This is a genomic window from uncultured Pseudosulfitobacter sp., from assembly GCF_963976325.1.
Lineage (GTDB): Bacteria > Pseudomonadota > Alphaproteobacteria > Rhodobacterales > Rhodobacteraceae > Pseudosulfitobacter.
In genome coordinates, this window is sequence record NZ_CAXBJW010000002.1 from 122375 (window position 1) to 143649 (window position 21275).

A 21275-nucleotide genomic window follows, 5' to 3' on the forward strand; every position below is an offset into this window, starting at 1 on the left:
GGCTCCGGCGCTGACCAAAAAGGACCACACTCATGGCCAAGGCATTCGCGTCCCAAGGGGACATGACCGAAAAGAAAATCTCGTTCACCGAAGTCGGTGAGGGCCTTTATGCGTTCACCGCCGAAGGCGACCCCAACTCGGGCGTTATCATCGGCGACGACAGCGTGATGATCGTCGAGGCGCAGGCCACCCCGCGTCTGGCCAACAAGGTCATCGACTGCGTGCGCAGCGTCACCGACAAGCCGATCAGCCACGTGGTGCTGACCCACTATCACGCGGTCCGCGTGCTGGGTGCGTCGGCGTTCGATGCGGGACAGATCATCATGTCCGACACCGCGCGCGGCATGGTCGCGGAACGCGGGCAAGAGGACTGGGACAGCGAATTCCAACGCTTTCCCCGCCTGTTCGAAGGCCACGAAAGCATCCCCGGACTGACCTGGCCCACCACCACCTTCAACGACAAGATGACCGTCTATCTGGGCAACCGCCGCGTGGACCTGATGCATCTGGGCCGCGCCCATACCGCAGGTGACATCGTGGCCCACGTGCCCGACCAGAACGTGATGTTCACCGGCGACATCGTCGAATACCACTCGGCCTGTTACTGCGGCGACGGATATTATGGCGAATGGGGCGGCACGCTGGACAAGATCAAGGCGTTCGACGTCGACGCCATCGCACCGGGGCGCGGTGACGCGCTGGTGGGTCGGGACATGGTCAACGCCGCCATCGAGAACACCCGCGATTTCGTCGACAGCACCTATGCCGCCGCCGCCCGTGTCGCGGCGCGTGGCGGGTCGCTGAAAGAGGCATGGGACGCCGTGCGCGAAGCCTGCGACCCGAAGTTTTCCGATTACGCGATCTACGAGCACTGCCTGCCCTTCAACGTCGCCCGCGCCTATGACGAGGCTCGCGGCATCGCGCATCCGCGCATCTGGACCGACAAGCGTGACGTGGAAATGTGGGAAGACCTGCAATCATGACGGTCTGGGGAGTGGTGTATCTGGTGGTGCAAGGCACAGTCTTCGCCCTCTGGGCGTTCCAGATGTTCCGCGCCCTGTTTCAGGCCCGCCGCATCGCCGTCGCCAACAGCGGCAAGATGTGGCCCGGCCCCTTTGTGGCGCTCGCAGCCTTGCGCGACTGGGCGCGCAGCCACCCGCGCGAACGCAATCAGCTTCTGGCGACCACCGTCGTGCTTTTCCTGTTGATCGGCCTTGGCGCGCTGACAGGCCCGCTCCACCCTTAAAGGACCACTGACCATGGCCTATGATTACGCCCCCTTTCCCTACATCGCCCCACCCGGCCTGACCGCGCCCGAGCCGCGCCACCCGGTTGTCATCGTCGGCGCCGGCCCCATCGGGCTGGCCATGGCCATCGACCTTGCGCAGCATGGCGTGCCCTCGGTGGTGCTGGACGACAACAACGTGGTTTCGGTCGGCAGCCGCGCGATCTGCTGGGCCAAACGGTCGCTGGAAATCTTTGACCGGCTCGGCGTGGGCGACCGGATGCTGGCCAAGGGCGTGACGTGGAAAGTGGGCCGCCTGTTCCATGGCGACAAGCCGGTCTACAGCTTTGACCTGCTGCCCGAAGAGGGCCACAAATACCCCGCTTTCATCAATCTTCAGCAATATCACGTCGAACAATACCTTGTGGAACGCGCGCAAGAGCTGTCCGATCTGATCGACCTGCGGTTCCTCAACAAGGTGACCGGCCACACCGACAAGGGCGATCATGTGGTGATCGACGTGGAAACGCCCGATGGCGCTTACCAGTTGGAAACCGACTATTACATCGCCGCCGAAGGGGCCGCGTCGCCCACACGCAAGCGGATGGATCTGCCGTTCGAAGGCCAAACCTTTGAAGAGCATTTCCTGATCGTCGACGTGGAAATGCAGCAAAGCCCGTTTGAAACCGACAGCCCCGAACGCTGGTTCTGGTTCGCCCCGCCCTTCCACAACGGCCAGTCGGCGCTGTTGCACAAGCAGCCTGACAACATCTACCGCATCGACCTGCAACTGGGGCCTGATACCGACCCCAAGGCCGAGGCGACCGAGGAAAAGGTGATCCCCCGGATCAAGGCCATCGTCGGGGACACGCCGTTCCGGCTGGACTGGATGAGCGTTTACAAGTTCCGCTGCGCCAAGCTGGACAATTTCGTGCACAACCGCGTGCTGTTCGTCGGGGACAGCGCCCATGTGGTGTCGCCCTTTGGCGCGCGCGGCGGCAATGGCGGCATTCAGGACGTGGACAATCTGGGCTGGAAACTGGCCGCTGTCCTGTCCGGCGATGCCCCTGCCACCCTGTTGAACAGCTACAGCGACGAACGCTGCCACGGGTCGGCTGAAAACATTCTGAACTCGTCCCGCGCCACCAATTTCATGACGCCCAAGACCCCCATCGAGGCGCTGTTTCGCAACGAAGTGCTGAATTTGGCCGAAACCCATCCCTTCGCACGCAAGCTGATCAACTCGGGCCGCCTGTCGCAGCCCTGTTCGCTGCACGGAATGCCGTTGCAAAGCGGGGATCACCCGTTGGTGGGCCAATCCCTGATCGACGCGCCGCTGGGCGACGGATGGCTGGTGGAACAGGCACAAGGCGCCTTTACCCTGCTGAGCATCGGCGGCGCGGCCCCACAAATCGACGGCATACGCCCCCTGCACGTGGACCATCCCGCGCCCGAGCTGGCGCGGCGGTATGGCACCGGACACTATCTGATCCGGCCCGATGGACATATCTGCGCCCATTTCGACAGCCCCGACCGCGACCAGATCACCGCCGCCATGGCCCGCGCCAAAGGACAACACCCATGATCCTGCAAGACAACCTTGGCCCGAACGGCGACAGCATCTACAACGCGTTGATGCAAGCCCACGCAGGTCTGTCCGAGGCCGAAAGCCACGCGCTGAACGCCCGCCTTGTGCTGATGCTGATCAACGAAGTGGCCGATCCCGACCGCATCGCCGCCCTGCTGCAAGAGGCCCGCAGCCCCGCGTCTTCGGTGTAAATCTATGGCGCGTGCAGTCCCGTCCGGCAGGCCCGCCTGACCACTTCGGGCTGCGCGCCCTGATCCAGCAGTTGCCCCACAGCCGCCTCCTGTGCAGCCTGCATACGCGCGACCAGTTCCGCGTCGGACAGGTCGTGGCGGGTGAACTTGGCAAACCACGCCTCTTCCAGGATCAGATCCTCGATCAGCGGGTCGATCACCGCACCGCCGCCACCGGGATAGCGGTAATGCCCCACGCCGCCCTTCTTGCCCATGCGCCCCTCGGCCACCATGCGTGGCAGGATCGGCGACGCCGCCCCTTGCCTGCGGACCAGCACCACGTCCAGCCCCAGCAGGTCCATCGCAGCACATGGCCCCATGGCATAGCCCGCCGCCTCCAGCGCCTCGTCCAGTTCCCACGGGTTGGTGTGGAACATCAACAGATGATCCGCCGCCAGCCAAAAGCTGTCTTGCAAGGCCGCCGTAACCGCGTCTTCGGTCAAACGGAAATGCTTTCGACAAAGCGGTGCTTGGCGATCACCGCCAGCAGGTCGTTCACCGACGATTGCACCGGACGGTTGGCGGTATCCACCTGCGCCTGCGCGCGCTCGTATTGCGGGGTGCGGGCGGTCAACAGCGCCTTGAGCTGGTCCATCGCCGCCGGATTGTCCTTCATCGGGCGCAAGTCGCCCTGCGCCCGCACACGGGCCATATGTTCGGCGGGGCTGGTGCGCACCCAGACGGTGTGAAACCGCTCCAGCAAGGTGCCATAGGTCTGCGGTTCGGCCACGATGCCGCCGCCGACGGCCAGGATCAGACGGCTTTCGCTGTCGACCACCTCGCCCAGCACCTCTTGTTCCAGATCGCGGTAACCGTCCTGACCATACAGCGCCATAACCTCGGACACCGGCATGCCTGCGTGCGCCTCGATCAGCTTGTTCAATTCCAGAAACCGGATGCCCAGCGCCGCCGCTGCCGCCTGCCCCAATGTCGATTTACCGGCCCCGCGCAGGCCCACCAGACAGATCCGCTGTGCGCGCACCCCACCGGGCGTATGCGGTGCCAGCATCGCACGCACGCGGCCCTGCACGTCGGGCCCTGCGGATTGGAACAGATGCGCCACGCGCAACGTGTCATCGCTCAGCGGCGCATCATCGGCCAGCAAGGCCGACACCGACACGCCCAGCGCCTCGGCCACGCGGGCCAGCAGCAGGATCGAAATGTTGCCCTGCCCCGTTTCCAGTTGCGCCAGATAGCGTGGCGACACGCCCGACCGGTCCGACAGCGCCCGACGCGGCAGCTTTTGCGCCTTGCGCGCCGCGCGCACCCGTTCGGCCAGACGCTGGATCAGCGGATTGTCGTTGGGGGTGTTGGACTGGTACGTCATCGCGTCAGGGCCGGATCAGCGGCGTCACCACCGCGCGGATGTCCGGTGGGGCGGGTTGGCTTTTGAACACATCCGCCACGGTGAACACGCAGGTAAACGTGCCCTCGAAGCACAGCACATCGTTCTGGTAGGCGTCCACGCGAAAGGTGATGGATTTCTCGCCCAGCCGCTGCGGCCAAACGTGGCACATCAGCCGGTGGCGCGGGGTGACGGGGCTGCGGAAATCCATCGCCAGATTGACAAACGGCGTGCCGACATTGCGGTCCAGTTCCAGCTGGAACCAGCCGTCACCGTCCAGATGCGCCTCCCACCAGGCATTGATTGCATCCAGCGCAAAGACCGGCAAACGGCCCGTGTAGGCAATGCGCGCAGGGTCGCAATCGCCCCATGTCACGCGGATTTCATGGACAAAAGGCGAAGTCTGTTCAGTCACGTCAGTAGGTTTCCACATGATAGCGACCCTCTTCGCGCATCGCATCGCGCAAAGCGGTCCATTGCTGCCCGATACTTTCGGCAATCGAGGTCATGGCGCGTTCCACGCCTTCCTCCATCCCCTTCAGGCCACAAATGTAGATATACGTATTTTCATCCGCCAGCAAACCGGCAACCGCCTCTTCCTCGGCGATCATGCGATCCTGCACATATTCCCTGTCGCCGGTGCGCGAGAACACCAGATGCTGTTTCATCTGCGCCTCGGGGACTTTTTTCAGCGGGCCGAAATAGGGCAGCGAATCCGGCGTGCGCGCACCAAAGAACATGGTCATCTGGGCGGTGGCCCCGCTGCGCTGGCGCTGCATGGTAAAGGCACGCATGGGTGCCGATCCGGTGCCGGTGCAGATCATCAAAAGCCGCGCCTTGGTGTCGTTGGGCATCAGGAAGGTCGCGCCAAAGGGGCCGGTGACGTTCACGCTGTCGCCCTGCGCCAGATCGCACAGATAGTTCGACGCCAGCCCCTTCGCCTCGCGTTTCACCGTCAGCGAAATGTTGTGATAGCCCGCGCGTTCACCGTCGCGGGGGCTGGAGATGGAATACAGCCGGGGCAGATGCGCCTTGCCGTCGGCATCCGTGCCCGGCGGGATGATCCCCACCGACTGCCCCTCAAGCACCGGAAACGGCAGCGCGCCGGGGTCCAGGATGATGTGGCGCACGTCATGGTCTGGGTCGTCGGTCAGGCGATAGTTGCCCTGCACCGTCATCTTGGCCGGCTTGCCAAGGTTGTACATATTCACCGCCGCCTTGGCCGCGCTGACGGGTGCGCGGGCCTTGCCGCCAGCGCCCTGATGCGCCTCGGCCAGAAGGGCCGCGATGGGGTCGGCCACCGCGTCGTCCGCTTCGGACGGGGCGGCGGTTTCGATCTCTTGCTGGTCGGGCAGTTCGTCGAACGCGTATTGCTGATCCAGCGTATAGGGCACATCGACCACGCGCCATTCGTCGATCGACCCTGTGGGACAGACCGGAATGCAGTCCATGCAGAAATTGCACTTGTCCACATCCACCACGACGTTGTTGTCGTCATGTTCAATCGCGCCCACGGGGCAGGTCATCTCGCAGGTATAGCAGCGGATGCAAATCTCGGGGTCGATCAGGTGCTGTTTCAGCGGCTGGTTCATGAGGTGCGCCCGTTCAGGATCATGTCGGGGATCAGCATGGCGTCGATCAGCGCCTGACACAGCCCTTCGCAGCCTTTGCAGCCGACACAGGGGCCTTGCAGGGCGGCCAGATCAGCGGCCAGAGCATGGGTTTGCGGCGCATAGGCCACGGTGCGTTTGGTTTGCATGGGTCGTCTCCTTGGCGCGAAAGGGAAAACGTGCGCCCGGGCCAAGGTTACACCCCGCCCCGAGCCAAAGCCATCAGGCCATGTGCAGTTTGACGTATTCGAAATCGCCCGGCTTGTTGTCGATGCCGACCTTGGGCGGCGCGATCCACGAGGCATATTGGCCGGGTTCATAGCAGGGCTTCATCAGCGACTGGATATAGTCGCCATCGGCCTTGGTCGGCAGCCATTCGTTCTGACGCTTGGTCCATTCATCGGACGAGATGATGTTGCCATCGGGGTCCACAGCCACGGCCGAGAACACGCCGATCTGGCGATGGAACCCTTCGTGCGGCAGCTTCAGCTCAAAGTTCACGCCCGCCTTGGCGATCTGCTTGTTCCAGCGGCCCACCCCACCGGCGGCATCGCGAACGTAATCGTCGCGCAGGCGCATGTTGATGGCGGTCAGGGCGGGGACGTCTTCGGTCACGATCTTGCCGTCCTTGATCGAGGTGACGGGATAGGTGGCATCGGACAACTTGTGATCGTCGTCAATCCGCTGCTCCATATACCGGCCCTTGATGCCATAGTTGAACGCATTGGCGGCGTTGGTCGACACCTCTTGTCCGAACAGGTCCAGCGACAGCGTATAGTGCAGGTTCAGCTTTTTCTGGATCGTCGGCAGGTCGATGACCCCCAGATCGCGGATCTTGCCCGCGTCATAGGGATCGGTGATGCCGTGTTTCGCCATCGCCTCAAGCGTCGCCTGAATGGTGCGCCCCACGCCGGTTTCACCGACGAACATATGGTGCGCCTCTTCGGTCAGCATGAACCGGCAGGTGCGCGACAGCGGGTCAAAGCCGGATTGGGCCAGCGATTCAAGCTGCATCTTGCCGTCGCGGTCGGTGAAATAGGTGAACATGAAGAACGACAGCCAGTCCGGCGTTTCCTCGTTGAACGCGCCCAGCATCCGCGGCGCTTCGTCCGAACCGGACGAGCGGACCAGCAGGTCGTCAGCCTCTTCCCGGCCATCGCGGCCAAAGTATTTTTGCAGCAGATAGACCATGGCCCACAGGTGGCGGCCCTCTTCCACGTTCACCTGAAACAGGTTGCGCATGTCATAAAGCGACGGCGCAGTCAGGCCCAGAAACCGTTGCTGTTCGACCGACCCCGGTTCGGTGTCGCCCTGAATGACGATCAGCCGTTTCAGCATGTTGCGGTATTCGCCCGGCACTTCTTGCCATGCGGGTTCGCCGTAATGTTCGCCCATCGGAATGGTGCGGCCCTCGACCTCGGGGGCCAGCAGGACGCCCCAGCGGTATTCCGGCATTTTCACATAATCGAACTTGGCCCAGCCCTTGGGATCGACGCTGACGGCGGTGCGCAGGTAGACCATCGAGTCCTGAAAGTTCTGCGGGATCAGGTCGTTCCACCAGTTGATGTAACCGGGGTGCCATTTTTCCAGCGCCTTCAGCACCTTCTTGTCCTGGCTCAGCCCCACGTTGTTGGGGATCTGGGTGTCGTAGCTTACGTTGATCAGGTCCATCATCTTCGTTCTCCAATCTGGTGCGGCGCGCTGTCCGTGTCGCGGACGGCTGCGCAGGTTCAGTTACACACGTTCCATGTTGTAATCGCCGCGCTTGCCGGTGCCGTAGCGTTGCAGCGCGCCATCTGCACCAACCGCGTTGGGGCGGTTGAATATCCAGTTCTGCCAGGCGGTCAGGCGGCCAAAAATGCGGGTTTCCATCGTTTCGGGTCCGGCAAAGCGCAGGTTCGCCTCCATCCCTGTCATCGCGTCGGGCGAAAAGCTGGCGCGCTCTTCCATGAAGATGCGGATCTCGTCCTCCCAGTCGATGTCATCGAGGATCATGGTGACAAGGCCCAGTTCTTCGGCCTCTTCCGCTTCCAATTGTTCGCCCATCGCGGCCTTTGCCTTGTCCACCGCTTCGGGTTCGCCAAGGAAGCGGGTTTGCAGACGGGTCAGGTCGTTGGACATCGGCATCGGGCCAAAGTTCGCAGCCGTCAGGGTGATGGTCGCCAGGGGGCGGTTGTCGCCGTCAAATTCGTCTTCCATCATATAGGTGCGGTCGACCGAAAACAGGATTTCGGCAAGGATACCGGTAAAGCACGACCCGTGTTCCACCAGCGCCGCCATGCTGCGCGCGGTCACGTCGATGCGTTTCAGGATGCGCTTCCAGTATTTCAGCACCTCGTTGGCCAGCCAGTGATCGGCACTGTCCAACAACAGCGCCTCGTGCGCGGCAAAGCGTTCGGGGTCGCCTTGCGTGCGGAACACCAGCAGGCCCGCGTCCATTTCATTCAGGCGCAGGTGCAGGATGGCATCGTCCAACTGCCGCGCCAGACGCAGCATATAAGCCGCATCCCCCTGTGCAGTGAAGGCGTCCATATCGGCGGGCGCGTCTTCCTCGGGGCCTTTGATCGTGATCGTGGCGCGGCGGGCGGCACGGTCCAGCGCCACCTCGACCAGCTCATAGGACACGCTGCCGTCATCCGCGATGGTGCGGTCGATGGGGTTCAGCGTGATGCCCTGTGCCACGTCCGCCTTGGACGAACTGCCAGCGAATTCGCGGGCACGTTCCTGCACGGTCTCGTCGAATTTCGAGTTGGCGATCACCTCGTCCACCAGCCGCCAGTCCTGCGCCCGCTTGCCGCGCACGCCTTCCTCGGTCGAGCAGAAGATGTCGGCGCGGTCGCGGCGCACCTTGCGTTTGTCGGTGACACGGGTCAGCCCGCCGGTGCCGGGCAGAACCGCCAGCAACGGCACCTCGGGCAGGGACACCGACGACGTGCTGTCGTCGGTCAGCATGATGTGATTGCACGCCAGCGCCAGTTCATAGCCGCCGCCTGCACAGGCCCCTTTGACGGCAGCGATGTATTTCTGGCCGCTGTCGGCTTCGGCGGCCTCGAAAGTGTTGCGCGTTTCGTTGGTGAATTTGCAGAAGTTCACCTTGTGGCTGTGTTTGGCCCCGCCCAGCATCCGGATATTGGCCCCTGCGCAAAACACTTTATCCTTGCCCGACTGCATCACCACGACCTTGACCTCGGGGTGCTCGAACCGCATCCGCTGCACCACATCGGCCAGCTCGATGTCGACGCCCAGATCGTAGCTGTTCAGCTTCAACTGGTAGCCGTCGAACAGGCCCGCGTCTTCGTCCACGTCCATGAACAGGTTGGCCACGGGGCCGTCATATGCGACGCGCCAATGGCGGTATTTGCTGGGGTCGGTGCGGAAATCAATGATCTTGGTCACGATGTTTGTGTCCTTTTGGCGGGGTGCAAGGCGGTCTGCACTGGCTTATTGTGTAGTATAGTTACGAATATTGAGCGTTTCGGCCAAGGGAAGGGCGAAATACTGCGCATTCTTGGCATTATACTTCACCATTCTGAGCGTGCGCGGCCAGTTCGGCTGTCATTTGGGCCCAGTCCAGCAATTCCGGCGGGGTCGCGCCGGGAATCGGGCGGCTGGCGCGACCCGCGACCAGATGTTCCTGCACCATGGCGCACAAACGCAGCGTGGCCTTGGGCCGTCCCATCACCAGCTTCAGACGCGCGTTGGCCAGTTGGATCACCGCCTGCACCATGTGCCGCTCGGATGACGGATCGGGCAGCGCCAGCCAGACGGCTTCCAGCACCTCGTGGCATTCCCAGAAGTATCCGGCGTGCAGATAATCCAGACCGGCCCGCATCGCGGGGCTGTCGAAAGGGTCGGCGTCTACCGTTTTCAGCGGATCGAACCAGCCCTCGGGGTGGCGGGCCGTCTGGCCGGGCACATAGGCGTGCGCCGGCGCAGGGGTGCCGCCGGGCAGCTCAGGCAAGCTCAACCTCGGCCTCTTCCATACGCTTGAGACGGGCGCAGAATTCGGTGATGGCCGCGATTGTCCGGTCTGTCGCCTCGCGGTGGGGCGCGTGGCCGACACCGTCCAGAACCAGCGTTTCCAACGGCGAATAGATGCGGCTGTCGATCTCGTGGATCTGGGCCATCGTGCCGTAAGGATCGTCCGTGCCCTGCACCGCCAGCACCGGAATGCGCCAGTGGTCGATGCTGTCGGCCACGTTCCACGCGGCATAGTCGGGATGCGTCCAGGTGTCGTGCCAGCCGTAATAGGCGCTGTCGGGATGGGCGTGGTATTTTGCCAGTTTCTGCTTCAGATCGCCGTTTTCGTATGCGTCCTTGGTGGCGGCGATCGACGCCAAACCGCCCGGTTCGGTGAAGAAATGCGGCGCGATCAACACCAGCCCGCGCACCCGCATGTCGCTGACGCTGCCCGCATAAATCGCGGCAATCGTCGCCCCGTCCGAGTGCCCCAGCAGCACACAGTCCTGCACACCCGCGGCATCCAGCACCGGCCCCAGCACATCCACCGCCTCGCGCGTCTGGTAATCCAGCGGGCGCGGCAGGCTGGCGGCGCTGGACTGCCCGTAGCCCGCCCGCGAATAGGCCAGCACGCCAAAGCCTGTCTGATCCGCCAGCCTCTGCGGCAGGTCGTGCCATTGCGCCACGCTGCCCAGCCCCTCGTGCAGCATCACCAGCGTGGGTGCATCCCCCGGTGCCGCGCCGAAACAGGCGTATTCCAGCGATGCCCCGTCTATGTCGATAAATCCGTTGGTCCAGTCCATCATGCGTCCTCGCGTAGTTTGAAACGCTGGATCTTGCCGGTTGCCGTTTTGGGCAATTCATCGACACAAGTGATCCAGCGCGGATATTTCCATTTGCCGATTTTCGTTTTCACATGCTCTTTCAGCACCGCCTCGATGCCATCAGGCGACACGCCCGCATTCAGCACCACGAACGCCTTGGGCTTTTCCAGCCCGTCGTCGTCGCGCGCGGCCACCACGGCGGCCTCAAGCACATCGGCGTGGCTGATGATGGCGCTTTCCACCTCGAACGGGCTGACCCAGATGCCGGACACCTTGAACATATCATCGGTGCGCCCGCAGTAGACGAACCGCCCGTCGGCGCGGCATTCGTATTTGTCGCCGGTGCGGGTCCAGGTGCCTTCGAAGGTGGTGCGCGTCTTGGCGCGCTGGTTCCAATAGCAACTGGCGGCGCTGTCGCCCTGCACCAGCAGTTCGCCCACCTCGCCGGTGGCCACGTCCTGCCCCGCCTCGTCCACCAGCCGCACCGCATAGCCCGGCACCGCCACGCCCGAGGTGCCATAGACGACATCGCCGGGGCGGTTGCTGAGGAAGATGTGCAGCATCTCGGTCGACCCCACACCGTCGAGAATTTCGACGCCCATGTGCTTTTCCCAACGCTTGCCCACATCCTCGGGCAGCGCCTCGCCCGCCGAGATACAGCGGCGCAAGGGCGCGCCGGCCGCGCCGTTCTTGTCCATGTGGGCGGCCAAGGCGGCATAAAGCGTGGGCACACCGCAGAACACCGTGGGCTGTTCGGCGTTCAGAATGTCCACGACACTGTCCGGTGTCGGGCGGCCTGCAAACAACACGGTCGTGGCCCCCACCGCCATCGGAAAGGTCATCGCATTGCCCAGCCCGTAGGCGAAAAAGAACTTGGCCGCCGAGAACACGACATCATCCTCGCGCACCCCCAGCACCTGCGCGCCATAGGTGTCGGCGGTGGCTTTCAGGCTGGAATGGATGTGATGCACGCCCTTGGGCTGGCCGGTGGACCCTGAGGAATACAGCCAGAACGCCACCTCGTCCGCATGCGCGTCAAAGGCCACGGTGGGGGCGTCGGCGGTGTCCAGAAAGCTTTGATAGGATGTGGTGCCGTCGGGTGCGGCGCCCCCGATCACGACAACGGTTTTCACGAACGGATTGTCCGCCAGTGCCGGTGCGACCGTGTCATACAGCACGTCCGACACGAACAGCGTCGTGGCACGGCTGTCGCGCAGGATCGCGTCATAGACCGACGTGGCCAGCAGCGTGTTCAGCGGGACCGGAATGACCCCGGCCTTGAGCGCCCCCCAGAAGATTTGCGGAAATTCGATGGTATCCAACACCAGCATCGCAACCCGCTGTTCCGGCACAATGCCATGCTGCGCAAGGGCGGTGGCCACCCGCCCAGAGGTGCCCGCAAGATCGCCATAGGTCAGGTTGCGCCCGCTGCCGTATTCCCGAAAGGCAACCTTGCCGCCGCGCCCCTCTTCCACATGACGATCGACGAAATAGCTGGCTGCATTCGCGCTGGCTACGCTGGACATAGACGCTCCTCCCAAAGACATCTCGATTTGTGCGCTATCGTGCGCCAATCTCAGGATATCGCAACAGGACCGCGCAGTTTGCGCAACTTAGTGCAAGATTTGACGTCAGATCGTGATCGTCGCGGGGTCTGCGTCGTCATACAGACGATCCACCAGCGGCGCGCGGCGGGCCAGCAGCCTGGCAAAGTTGATGTTGCCCTTGGCCGTCGCCTCGCCCTCGCCCATGTCGGCCGGGTCTGACAGAATCAGCGCGCGGGTGACACGCGTGGCCGAGCCGGTGGCGTCCGCCGCCCTGTCGCGCAAACGGGCGCACAGGATGTCAGCCAGCTCGGGGCAGTTGCAGGCACCGTTGTCAGCCGTCAACGCAATTCCGGCTTTTTCGATGGCCGCGCGGTTGGGAAGGATCAACAGCCCGATCTGGTCGCGCCCCTGCCCCGTCACCACGATGTCGGCCGCATAGGGGGCCAGCAGCGCCAACATCTCAAGCCGCAGGTTTGCCGCCTGCACCCATGTGCCGGTCATCAGCTTGAAATCCTCGGACATGCGCCCGTCGAACCGCAGGCCAAGGTTCGGGTCGGCCTCATCAACAAACCGCATCGCGTCGCCGGTGATAAAGTAACCCTCGTCGTCGAAAGCCTCGGCGGTCTTGGCCGGGTTGTCCAGATAGGCCCGCATGATCGACGGCCCGCTGACCCGCACGTCGCAGCGCATGTCGGCGTCTGGCACCAGCTTGACCGTGACCCCCGGCAAGGGCACGCCCACAATGCCCGCACCGCGCGCAGGCACCTGTTGCAACAACGCCCCCGGCGCGGTTTCGGTCAGCCCCCACGACGAGGTGATCAGCGGCACGCGGCGTCCGGTCTGGGCGGCAAGCGTCTCCAACCCGGCCCACGTCTCTTGCGGCAGGGACGCACCGGCGTAAAAGATCATGTCGAGGTCGCGGAAATACGTCTCGCGCAGGGGCGCGTCGTTCTGAAGCGCTGTCAAAAGCTGCGCAAAACCCACAGGCACGTTAAAGCTGACCGTGCCGGATACCATCGACAGGTTCTCCAGCGTGCGCCCGAACAGCGCGGGCAACGGTTTGCCATCGTCGATGTACAGGCTGCCGCCACCTGACAGCACCATGTTGAAATTATGCGACCCACCAAAGACATGGTTCCACGGCAGCCAGTCCACGATCACCGGCGGACGCTGGCGCAGGAACGGCAGGCCCTGGGCCAGTTGCGTCTGGTTGGTGGTCATCATCCGCTGGGTGGTCAAAACCCCCTTTGGGTCCGAGGTAGAGCCTGATGTGAGCAGGATTTTCGCCACCGTATCCGGCCCGACCATGGCAAAGGCCGCATCGACCCCGGCATCGGAATGGGCCAGCAGATCGGCAAGCGGCGTGGCCCCGGTATCGCCCGGATCAGACGCAATCGCAGGGCAGTTCACCCGCGCCAGCCCCGCCGCATAGGCCGCACCATCGGCGGCAAAGACCCGCGCAGGCTTGATCAGGTTCACCACGTAATCCAGCCGCCCGTGGGCTGCGGGGATCAGCGTGTACTGCTCGGCCACGGGCACCGTGGGCACACCGACATAATGCGCCCCCAGCGTCAGCAGCGCGTGGTCGATGCTGTTGCCCGACAGGATCAGGACCGGCGTGTCCGGCCCCATGCCCTGCCCCAGCAGCCACCCCGCAATCGCCCGCGCCTTTTGCCGTGCGCTTGCGTAGCTTTCGCGCCGCCAGCCTGCGCCCGACCGTTCGGCCAGAAACACCGCGTCGGGCGTGGTTTGCGCCCAATGGTCCAGCCAGACGCCGCTGTTGCGCGCCACGTCGCCCAGTGGCGTGTCGGCGGTCAGCAGAATGGACCCATCCGCGCGATCCTCGCGCGTCACGGAATGTGGGGCAAGGATCGGCGTATGGGTCATTGTGATACCTCTCAGGGGATCAGAAACAGGGTGATGGCCGGGAAGGCCACAAGGATCGCCACCCTGACGATGTCGCTGCCGACAAAGAACATCACCGCCTTGTAGGTCTCGGTGATCGGGGTCGTGCGGTCCATCGCATTGATGATGAACAGGTTCATCCCCACCGGTGGCGTGATCAGCCCGACCTCGACCACGATCAGCACAAGGATGCCGAACCAGATCGCCACATGTTCGGGCGACATGCCGAAATCCATCGCCGAAATGACGGGGAAAAAGATCGGCACCGTCAGCAGGATCATCGACAGGCTGTCCATCACGCAGCCAAAGACCAGATAGAAGAACAGGATGATGATCAGCACGACCCACGGGCTAAGGCCCTGCCCCAGCACGTAATCGGCCATGAACTGCGGCACGCCCGACAGCGCCAGAAAGCCGTTGTAGAACCCCGCCCCCAGCACGATGAAAAAGATCATCGCCGTGGTCTTGGCCGTGCCGATCAACGAGTCGCGAAAGACCGCCCAGTTCAGATTGCCCGACACCAGCGCAACCAGCCCGGTGCCAGCGGCCCCCACGGCAGAGCCTTCGGTGGGTGTAAACCAACCCGCGTAAATCCCGCCCACCACAAGGCCAAAGATCAACAGAACTGGCCATGTCTCGGCCAGTGCCTTCCAGCGTTCGGACATCGGTTGCGGGGCGCGGGTGCCCGCGGAATCGGGGTACAGGCGCACATAGATCGAAATGGTGATGACATAGCCGACCGCTGCCAGAATGCCGGGGATAAAGGCCGCCAGAAACAGCTTGGCGATGTTCTGTTCGGTGATGATCGCGTAGATCACCAGAATGACCGAGGGCGGGATCAGGATGCCCAGCGTGCCGCCCGCCGCCAGCGTCGCGGTGGAAAACCCGCCCGAATAGCCATAGCGGCGCAGTTCCGGCAGGGCCACGCGGCTCATGGTGGCGGCGGTGGCCAGCGACGACCCGCAGATCGCGCCAAAACCGGCGCAGGCGCCGACGGCGGCCATCGCAACACCACCACGCCGGTGCCCCAGAAAGCTTTCTGCGGCCTTGAACAGGGCCGTGGACATGCCCGACAGCGTCGCGAACTGGCCCATCAGCAGGAACATCGGGATGATCGTCAGCGAATAGCTGGAAAAGGTCGAATAGGTTTCGGACTTCAGCTTGGCCAGCAGCGGCGTGGGGTTGCCGTTCATGGCAAAATACCAGCCGCCAAAACCGCACAGCAGCATCGCCAGACCGATGGGTGCGCGCAGGAAAATCAGCCCCAGCAGGATCGGAAACGACCAGAAGCCCAGTTCGATACGGCTGAGGCCTGCCAGCGGCAGAAGATCAAGAAACCATTGCATTGTCGGTTATTCCCCTATCGCGTCGTTGGGCAGGATCGCACGGCCCAGGGCCGCTTCGGCGACACGCGCGCAGGCACAGTAAATTGCGGTGATCGACGCGACCGTGGCCGCAACAACGCTGGCGGCATAGCTCCACCAGACGGGAAATTCGAGAAACAGCGTGGTTTCGCCGTTGTTCACATAGCGCATCATGCCATCGGCCAGCCGGAACGTCAGGAACACGATGGTGGCCGCCAGCACGATTTCCCAAAACGCCCGCAGCGCCGCCAGCGCACGCGGCGGCAGGGCGGATGTGAACACATCCACCGTCGCGTGGCCCGTATACAATTGGCACACCGGAAAGAACGCAAAGATCGCAAAAGCCACGCCTGCCTCAAGCAGCTCGTACGAGCCGTTGATTTCGCCCACGCCCGCATTGATCGCCCAGTTCGACAAGCCGCCAAAGGCGGACTGCGCGATGTCGGTGTGAAACAGCTTGTTCAGACTGCGCCCGATAATCGACAGGGTTGTCAGCACAATCAGGGCGCACAGAACCAGACCGCCAAGGACGGCAGTGGCGCGGGCAAGCCAGGTGACCAGGCGTGTCATGAGGACTCCGAATTTTGGGTAAGGATCAAACGGAAAAGCTGCGGCGCGTGCCTCCACACGCCGCAGCGCACCAGTCAGCTTACTGGCTGTACTTTTCCATCAGCATGGTGGCCTCGTCGATCAGCGCCTGACCGTCGATACCTTTGGTGTCCATGTCAGCGATCCATGCGTCATAGACAGGCTGCGCCGCGTCACGCCATGCTTTGGCGTCCTCTTCGGACACGGTCACGATGTTGTTGCCCAAGGCAACGGCGGCTTCCCGTGCAGGACCATCAGAGTCGGCTTGCGTACCACCGGCAAAGACCGAGAATTCCAGACCCGAGTTGTCGTCGATCACCTTTTTCAGGTCATCGGGCAGCGAGTCGTAGCGGTCCTTGTTCATCGCCAGAACGAAGGTCAGAACATACAGCGCCTTGCCTTCGAATTCGGTGTGGTTGTGCACCAGCTCCGGCACTTTCAGCGCGCTGGTGACTTCCCACGGAATGGTGGTGCCGTCGATCACGCCCTTGGACAGACCTTCGGACACGGCGGGGACGGGCATACCGACGGGTGTGGCCCCCAAAGCCGACAGATAGTCGTTGATCAGACGCGAACCGCCACGGATTTTCAGACCGGCCATGTCGCCCGGCACCTTGATCTCGCGGTTGGCGTGGATCATGCCCGGACCATGTACCCAAGTGCCCAGAATATGTACATCTTTGAACTCGGTGTCTTTCATGTGCTCTTCGAACATTTCCCAATAGGCGCGGCTTGCGGCGCGGGCATTGGTCATCATGAACGGCAATTCGAACACTTCGGTCGACGGATAGCGGCCAGGGGTATAGCCCACCACGGTCCACACGACGTCGGCCACGCCGTCAATCGCCTGGTCCATCAGCTCGGGCGGGGTGCCGCCCAGTTGCATCGACGGATAACGGTCGACCTTGATGCGGCCGCCGCTGTCTTTTTCGACATTGTCGGCCCAGACATCCAGCACCAGACGCGGCACGTTGGCTTGGGCGGGCAGGAACTGATGCAGGCTTAGCGTGACCTCTTGGGCCGATGCGGGCGCGGCTCCCAGCCCCAGCGCCAGCGCAGCGGCGCCTGCCAGTGACAGAAATGATTTACGAGTGATATTCATGGTCGTCCTCCCTGAAGACACGCTCTGATGGCGGTCTGTCTTGTGTCGTTGCGGCAGATTGGTAGGGCAAGGTTGTTGGGCTGTCACCCAAATTTGTAACCTTTCCCCCTCCTATACCAAAGTGACCGATATGTAATTGTGCACGATAGAACAGATTCCGGCAAAGCGGTGATCACAATCTCGGACGCAAAAGCATCAGGCGACCGATGCCCCCTTGTTTTCAAGGCAATTACCGCGTGGACCTGAGCACTGTAATTGCAGAATAGTGCAATAACACGCATTCAGAAACACCACGCCCACCTGCGCCGCGCCTTCCAAAGGCGGCAGAGCGTCCGATGTGGTCTGGAAGTCGGTCGCGGTCTCTGCGCAAATGCGGGCACACACCGGACGGAACCTCCTCTATGCCTTTTTCCCTCGCGCACAGCGGCGCTGAACTGCGCTCTACCGGGTTCATCCTGTTGATTGGCGCGGTCGGTGCGTTCGCCGCGAAATGGCTGGGCGCGCCTTTGCCCTTTTTGTTGGGCGCGTTGATTCTGGTCGGCGCGTGGTCCATCTGGCGCAGCGCCGGCCATCCGGAAACCGCCGAGCGGCCCCTGTTGCAGACCCTGCGCAAGGCCAGCGTGTCGTTGATCGGCGTGATGATCGGGGCCACGTTTTCGCCTGCGCTGCTTGAGCAGTTGCCGCAACTGTGGCTTTCGTTGCTGGCGGTTGTGCCCTTTGTGATCTGCACCCATGCGGCCAGCTTTCTGATCTATCGCAGGCTGGCAGGCTTTGACGGGGTCACCGCCTTTTTCGCCGCCATGCCCGGCGGGCTGATCGAGGCGGTGACCCTGGGCGAAGCCGCAGGGGCCGACCCGCGCGTGCTGAGCACCCAGCATTTCGCCCGCGTCGTTCTGGTGATCATCGCCATCCCGACCGCCTATTACCTGGCAACCGGCATCGTCGTCGGAAGTGCGGCGGGACAGTCGTTTGACGCGACACCGGCGGGGCTGCTGGATCTGGCGGAAATCGCCGTGCTGTGCGCCGTCGGCATCTGGCTGGGCCGCGTGCTGCACCTGCCTGCGTCCTACATGATCGGCCCCATGCTGCTCAGCGCGATTGCACACGGCAGCGGTGTGCTGGACGTGGCAAGCCCGCGCTGGCTGCTGTCCGCGGCACAACTGGTGATCGGCGCGGGTCTGGGCGTGCTGTTCGCGGGGTCGTCGGTACGCAGCCTGACGCGGGCGTTCGGCTTTGGCTGTATCAGCGTGGCGGTGATGCTGTCGGTGGCGGTGGCCTTTGCCGCGATTCTGGCACCGTGGTCCAGCCTGCCGTTGATTGCCCTGATCATCAGCCTGGCCCCCGGCGGCGTGACCGAAATGGGGTTGGTGGCGCTGAGCCTGGGGATCAGCCCGGTGGCGGTGACCGTGCACCACCTGTTCCGTATTGTGCTGACGGTCAGCATTGCAGGCTGGTCGCTGCCAAGATTGCGCAGACCTGAGCAACGATAGGTCGTGGAGCAGGCGGCGGGCGTCAGTCGGGACCAACTGCATGGCGATCCGTCTAATCCCGAGATTTCGGTGGATAGTGGTGGCGTGGGGGAGACTTGAACTCCCGCACTCAGACTGCCGCGCAAGCGGCGGGCGTCAGTCGGGCCTGCCGTATGGCAGTCCGTCTAATCCCGAGATGTTGGTGAAGAATGGTGGCGTGGGGGAGACTTGAACTCCCGACCTATCGATTATGAGTCGATCGCTCTAACCAACTGAGCTACCGCGCCATCGGCGTGCGAAGTATGACAGCCACGCGGTCAGGTCAACCCTGAAACGCAGCTTATCCTTCGCGAACTGTATCTATCATCAATTGCACGTTGTCCGGGTTGGCATCCGGCGTGATTCCGTGGCCCAGATTGAAGATATGCGGCCCCTTGGAAAACGCTTTCACAATCGCCCGCGTCTCGTCCACCAGTGCCTGACCGCCCGTCACCATGTGATGCGACGCCAGATTGCCCTGAACGCAGCCATCGACCTGCACATTCGCCGCCGCCCATTCCGGCGCGACCGAATTGTCCAAGGCCACACAGTCCACGCCGGTCGCCTTGGCAAAGCCCACGTATTTCTCGCCCGCCTCACGCGGGAAGCCGATGATCGGAATGCCGGGGTGGCGCGCCTTGAGGGCTGCGGTGATCTGGCGGGCGGGTTCCAGGCTGTAGCGTTCGAAATCGGCACCTTTCAGCGATCCGGCCCAGCTGTCGAAGATCTTGACCACCTCGGCACCGGCGTCGACCTGCGCCGACAGGTATTCGATGGTCGCCAGCGTGATCCGCTCGAGCAGCGCCTCGAACAGCGCCACATTCTCGGCCTTCAGCGCATGGGCCGGCCCCTGATCCTTGGTGCCTTGTCCGGCGATCATATAGGTGGCCACGGTCCACGGCGCGCCGGCAAAGCCGATCAGCGTGGTTTCGCGCGGCAATGCGTCGGTCAGCAGCCGCACGGTCTGATAAATCGGCGACAACGTTTCGTGAATGTCCGCGACCGGCCCCAGCTTGTCGAAATCGGCCTGCGTGGTCACCGTGCTGAGGCGCGGGCCTTCGCCGGTGACAAACCACAGGTCCGCGCCCAGCGCCTGCGGCACCAGCAGGATGTCGGCGAACAGGATCGCCGCGTCAAAGCCATAGCGGCGGATCGGCTGCAAGGTCACCTCGCAGGCCAGTTCGGGGTTGTAGCACAGCGACAGGAAATCACCGGCCTGCGCGCGCGTCGCCTTGTATTCGGGCAGATAGCGCCCGGCCTGCCGCATCATCCAGATCGGCGGCACATCCAGCGTCTCGCCTGCCAGTGCGCGCAAAATCGTTTTGTTCCCGGTCATCCGCTGTCCCCTTGTTGTCATGGGGTGAGGTCTATTGGCGCGGGGCACTTGTCAAGTCGGGCCTGCGATGGCAGGACACCGTGACACACCTGTTTCCCAGCCGAAGGCCCGTGCGACGTGACCCTGCCCTCCCCCGACCGCCCCCTGAAAATCGGCACCCGCGGATCGCCGCTGGCGCTGGCGCAGGCCTATGAGACGCGCGACCGGCTGGCGGCGGCCTTTGATCTGCCGCACGCAGCGTTTGAAATCGTGGTGATCAAGGTCACCGGTGACCTGATACAGGACCGCGCGCTGAAAGAGATCGGCGGCAAGGGGCTGTTCACCCGCGAGATCGAACAGGACCTTTCCTCGGCCAAGATCGACATCGCGGTGCATTCGATGAAGGACATGCCGACCGAACAGCCCCCCGGCCTGCTGCTGGACACCTACCTGCCGCGCGAGGATGTGCGCGACGCGTTTGTCTCGCTGACCCACAGCGCCATTGCGGACCTGCCGCAGGGGGCCACTGTCGGCACCTCGTCGCTGCGCCGCCGCGCGCAGTTGCTGCACCGCCGTCCCGACCTGCACGTGGTCGAGTTTCGCGGCAACGTGCAAACCCGCCTGCGCAAGCTGGACGACGGCGTGGCCGTGGCGACGTTTCTGGCCGCTGCCGGTCTGAACCGCCTGAACATGGCGGACGTGCCCGCCACCCCCATCGACACCGCCGACATGCTGCCCGCCATCGCCCAAGGGGCCATCGGCATCGAACGCCGCACGGATGATGCCGCTACCGCGCAGTTGCTGAAGGCCATCCACCACACGCCCACCGGCCAGCGTCTGGCCGCGGAACGCGCCTTTCTCGCCACGTTGGACGGGTCGTGCGAAACCCCCATCGCGGGGCTGGCCGTGCTGGACGGCGACACGCTGACCCTGCGCGGCGAAGTGTTGCGCCCCGACGGGTCCGAAGTGATCAAAGGTATGCGCGCCGGGCCCATTGCGACGGGCGCTGATATGGGCCGTGATCTGGCGCAGGAACTTCTTGCAAGTGCAGGCCCCGACTTCTTCGACTGGCACTAGTCTGGGGCATTCGTCTGGGGCACCAACCCCCTTCATCTTGCCAGATAAACTCCGGGGACGGCGCGCCAGCGCCGGGGGCAGCGCCCA

21 protein-coding genes and 1 tRNA gene are annotated in these 21275 nt (G+C 63.5%); 6 read left to right on the forward strand and 16 right to left on the reverse strand.

Translation table 11 applies throughout. The features are described from left to right. Positions 1 to 32: 32 nt before the first annotated feature. The 4 genes from AAC077_RS07720 to AAC077_RS07735 are packed head-to-tail and all read left to right on the forward strand — an operon-like array spanning position 33 to position 3004. Entirely contained in the window at positions 33 to 983 is a 951-nt protein-coding gene (locus tag AAC077_RS07720) for an MBL fold metallo-hydrolase (RefSeq protein WP_339768229.1), read from the forward strand. Further along, positions 980 to 1246 carry a hypothetical protein gene (locus AAC077_RS07725; protein ID WP_339768231.1) on the forward strand — a complete coding sequence of 89 codons (267 nt, stop codon included), beginning with the start codon at positions 980 to 982 and terminating at the stop codon, positions 1244 to 1246. The genes AAC077_RS07720 and AAC077_RS07725 overlap by 4 nt, the downstream gene beginning before the upstream one ends. Positions 1247 to 1259: 13 nt before the next feature. Beyond that, complete coding sequence (locus tag AAC077_RS07730) at positions 1260 to 2810, forward strand: FAD-dependent oxidoreductase (RefSeq protein WP_339768233.1); 1551 nt, start codon at positions 1260 to 1262, stop codon at positions 2808 to 2810. Continuing rightward, positions 2807 to 3004, forward strand: a complete 198-nt coding sequence (locus AAC077_RS07735) for a DUF2783 domain-containing protein (RefSeq protein ID WP_028957133.1) — start codon at positions 2807 to 2809, stop codon at positions 3002 to 3004. The genes AAC077_RS07730 and AAC077_RS07735 overlap by 4 nt, the downstream gene beginning before the upstream one ends. Positions 3005 to 3006: 2 nt before the next feature. On the opposite strand, the gene AAC077_RS07740 is transcribed toward AAC077_RS07735, so the two are convergent. From AAC077_RS07740 to AAC077_RS07805, 14 genes are all read right to left on the reverse strand, one after another. After that, positions 3007 to 3486: a 3-hydroxyacyl-CoA dehydrogenase family protein gene (locus tag AAC077_RS07740; RefSeq protein WP_339768235.1), complete on the reverse strand. Its 480-nt coding sequence runs from the start codon at positions 3484 to 3486 to the stop codon at positions 3007 to 3009. Next, a complete protein-coding gene (locus tag AAC077_RS07745; protein ID WP_339768237.1) occupies positions 3483 to 4370 on the reverse strand; it encodes a helix-turn-helix transcriptional regulator in 888 nt (295 codons plus the stop codon). Before AAC077_RS07745 ends, AAC077_RS07740 begins: the two co-directional genes overlap by 4 nt. A gap of 4 nt (positions 4371 to 4374) precedes the next feature. Next, complete coding sequence (locus AAC077_RS07750) at positions 4375 to 4821, reverse strand: thioesterase family protein (protein ID WP_339768239.1); 447 nt, start codon at positions 4819 to 4821, stop codon at positions 4375 to 4377. Next, on the reverse strand, positions 4805 to 5980 hold the full coding sequence (gene boxA, locus AAC077_RS07755) for a benzoyl-CoA 2,3-epoxidase subunit BoxA (protein ID WP_339768241.1): 1176 nt from the start codon (positions 5978 to 5980) through the stop codon (positions 4805 to 4807). The genes AAC077_RS07750 and boxA overlap by 17 nt, the downstream gene beginning before the upstream one ends. Continuing rightward, entirely contained in the window at positions 5977 to 6147 is a 171-nt protein-coding gene (locus AAC077_RS07760; RefSeq protein WP_197021985.1) for a hypothetical protein, read from the reverse strand. The genes boxA and AAC077_RS07760 overlap by 4 nt, the downstream gene beginning before the upstream one ends. A gap of 73 nt (positions 6148 to 6220) precedes the next feature. Then, a complete protein-coding gene (gene boxB, locus AAC077_RS07765) occupies positions 6221 to 7672 on the reverse strand; it encodes a benzoyl-CoA 2,3-epoxidase subunit BoxB (protein WP_339768243.1) in 1452 nt (483 codons plus the stop codon). A gap of 60 nt (positions 7673 to 7732) precedes the next feature. Beyond that, positions 7733 to 9394, reverse strand: a complete 1662-nt coding sequence (gene boxC, locus AAC077_RS07770; protein ID WP_339768245.1) for a 2,3-epoxybenzoyl-CoA dihydrolase — start codon at positions 9392 to 9394, stop codon at positions 7733 to 7735. 118 nt (positions 9395 to 9512) lie between these two features. After that, positions 9513 to 9965 carry a DUF309 domain-containing protein gene (locus AAC077_RS07775; protein WP_339768247.1) on the reverse strand — a complete coding sequence of 151 codons (453 nt, stop codon included), beginning with the start codon at positions 9963 to 9965 and terminating at the stop codon, positions 9513 to 9515. Then, positions 9952 to 10764 (reverse strand): alpha/beta hydrolase, encoded by an 813-nt coding sequence (locus AAC077_RS07780; RefSeq protein ID WP_339768249.1) that lies wholly within the window; start codon positions 10762 to 10764, stop codon positions 9952 to 9954. The genes AAC077_RS07775 and AAC077_RS07780 overlap by 14 nt, the downstream gene beginning before the upstream one ends. Beyond that, entirely contained in the window at positions 10761 to 12308 is a 1548-nt protein-coding gene (locus AAC077_RS07785) for a benzoate-CoA ligase family protein (protein ID WP_339768251.1), read from the reverse strand. Before AAC077_RS07785 ends, AAC077_RS07780 begins: the two co-directional genes overlap by 4 nt. A gap of 105 nt (positions 12309 to 12413) precedes the next feature. After that, positions 12414 to 14216 carry a feruloyl-CoA synthase gene (locus AAC077_RS07790; protein WP_339768253.1) on the reverse strand — a complete coding sequence of 601 codons (1803 nt, stop codon included), beginning with the start codon at positions 14214 to 14216 and terminating at the stop codon, positions 12414 to 12416. A gap of 11 nt (positions 14217 to 14227) precedes the next feature. Beyond that, positions 14228 to 15580 (reverse strand): TRAP transporter large permease, encoded by a 1353-nt coding sequence (locus AAC077_RS07795; protein WP_339768255.1) that lies wholly within the window; start codon positions 15578 to 15580, stop codon positions 14228 to 14230. A gap of 6 nt (positions 15581 to 15586) precedes the next feature. Beyond that, positions 15587 to 16168 carry a TRAP transporter small permease subunit gene (locus tag AAC077_RS07800; protein ID WP_339768257.1) on the reverse strand — a complete coding sequence of 194 codons (582 nt, stop codon included), beginning with the start codon at positions 16166 to 16168 and terminating at the stop codon, positions 15587 to 15589. A gap of 79 nt (positions 16169 to 16247) precedes the next feature. Continuing rightward, positions 16248 to 17288: a TRAP transporter substrate-binding protein gene (locus tag AAC077_RS07805; RefSeq protein WP_339768259.1), complete on the reverse strand. Its 1041-nt coding sequence runs from the start codon at positions 17286 to 17288 to the stop codon at positions 16248 to 16250. Between the two features lie 401 nt (positions 17289 to 17689). Here AAC077_RS07805 and AAC077_RS07810 point away from each other — a divergent pair, with 401 nt between their 5' ends. Continuing rightward, a complete protein-coding gene (locus AAC077_RS07810; protein ID WP_339768261.1) occupies positions 17690 to 18778 on the forward strand; it encodes an AbrB family transcriptional regulator in 1089 nt (362 codons plus the stop codon). Positions 18779 to 18967: 189 nt separating this feature from the next. Here the strand turns inward: AAC077_RS07810 and AAC077_RS07815 are convergent. Then, positions 18968 to 19044, reverse strand: a tRNA-Met gene (locus tag AAC077_RS07815). Positions 19045 to 19097: 53 nt separating this feature from the next. After that, positions 19098 to 20132 (reverse strand): uroporphyrinogen decarboxylase, encoded by a 1035-nt coding sequence (hemE, locus tag AAC077_RS07820; RefSeq protein WP_339768263.1) that lies wholly within the window; start codon positions 20130 to 20132, stop codon positions 19098 to 19100. 117 nt (positions 20133 to 20249) lie between these two features. Here hemE and hemC point away from each other — a divergent pair, with 117 nt between their 5' ends. Next, complete coding sequence (gene hemC, locus AAC077_RS07825) at positions 20250 to 21188, forward strand: hydroxymethylbilane synthase (RefSeq protein WP_339768265.1); 939 nt, start codon at positions 20250 to 20252, stop codon at positions 21186 to 21188. Positions 21189 to 21275: the final 87 nt, after the last annotated feature.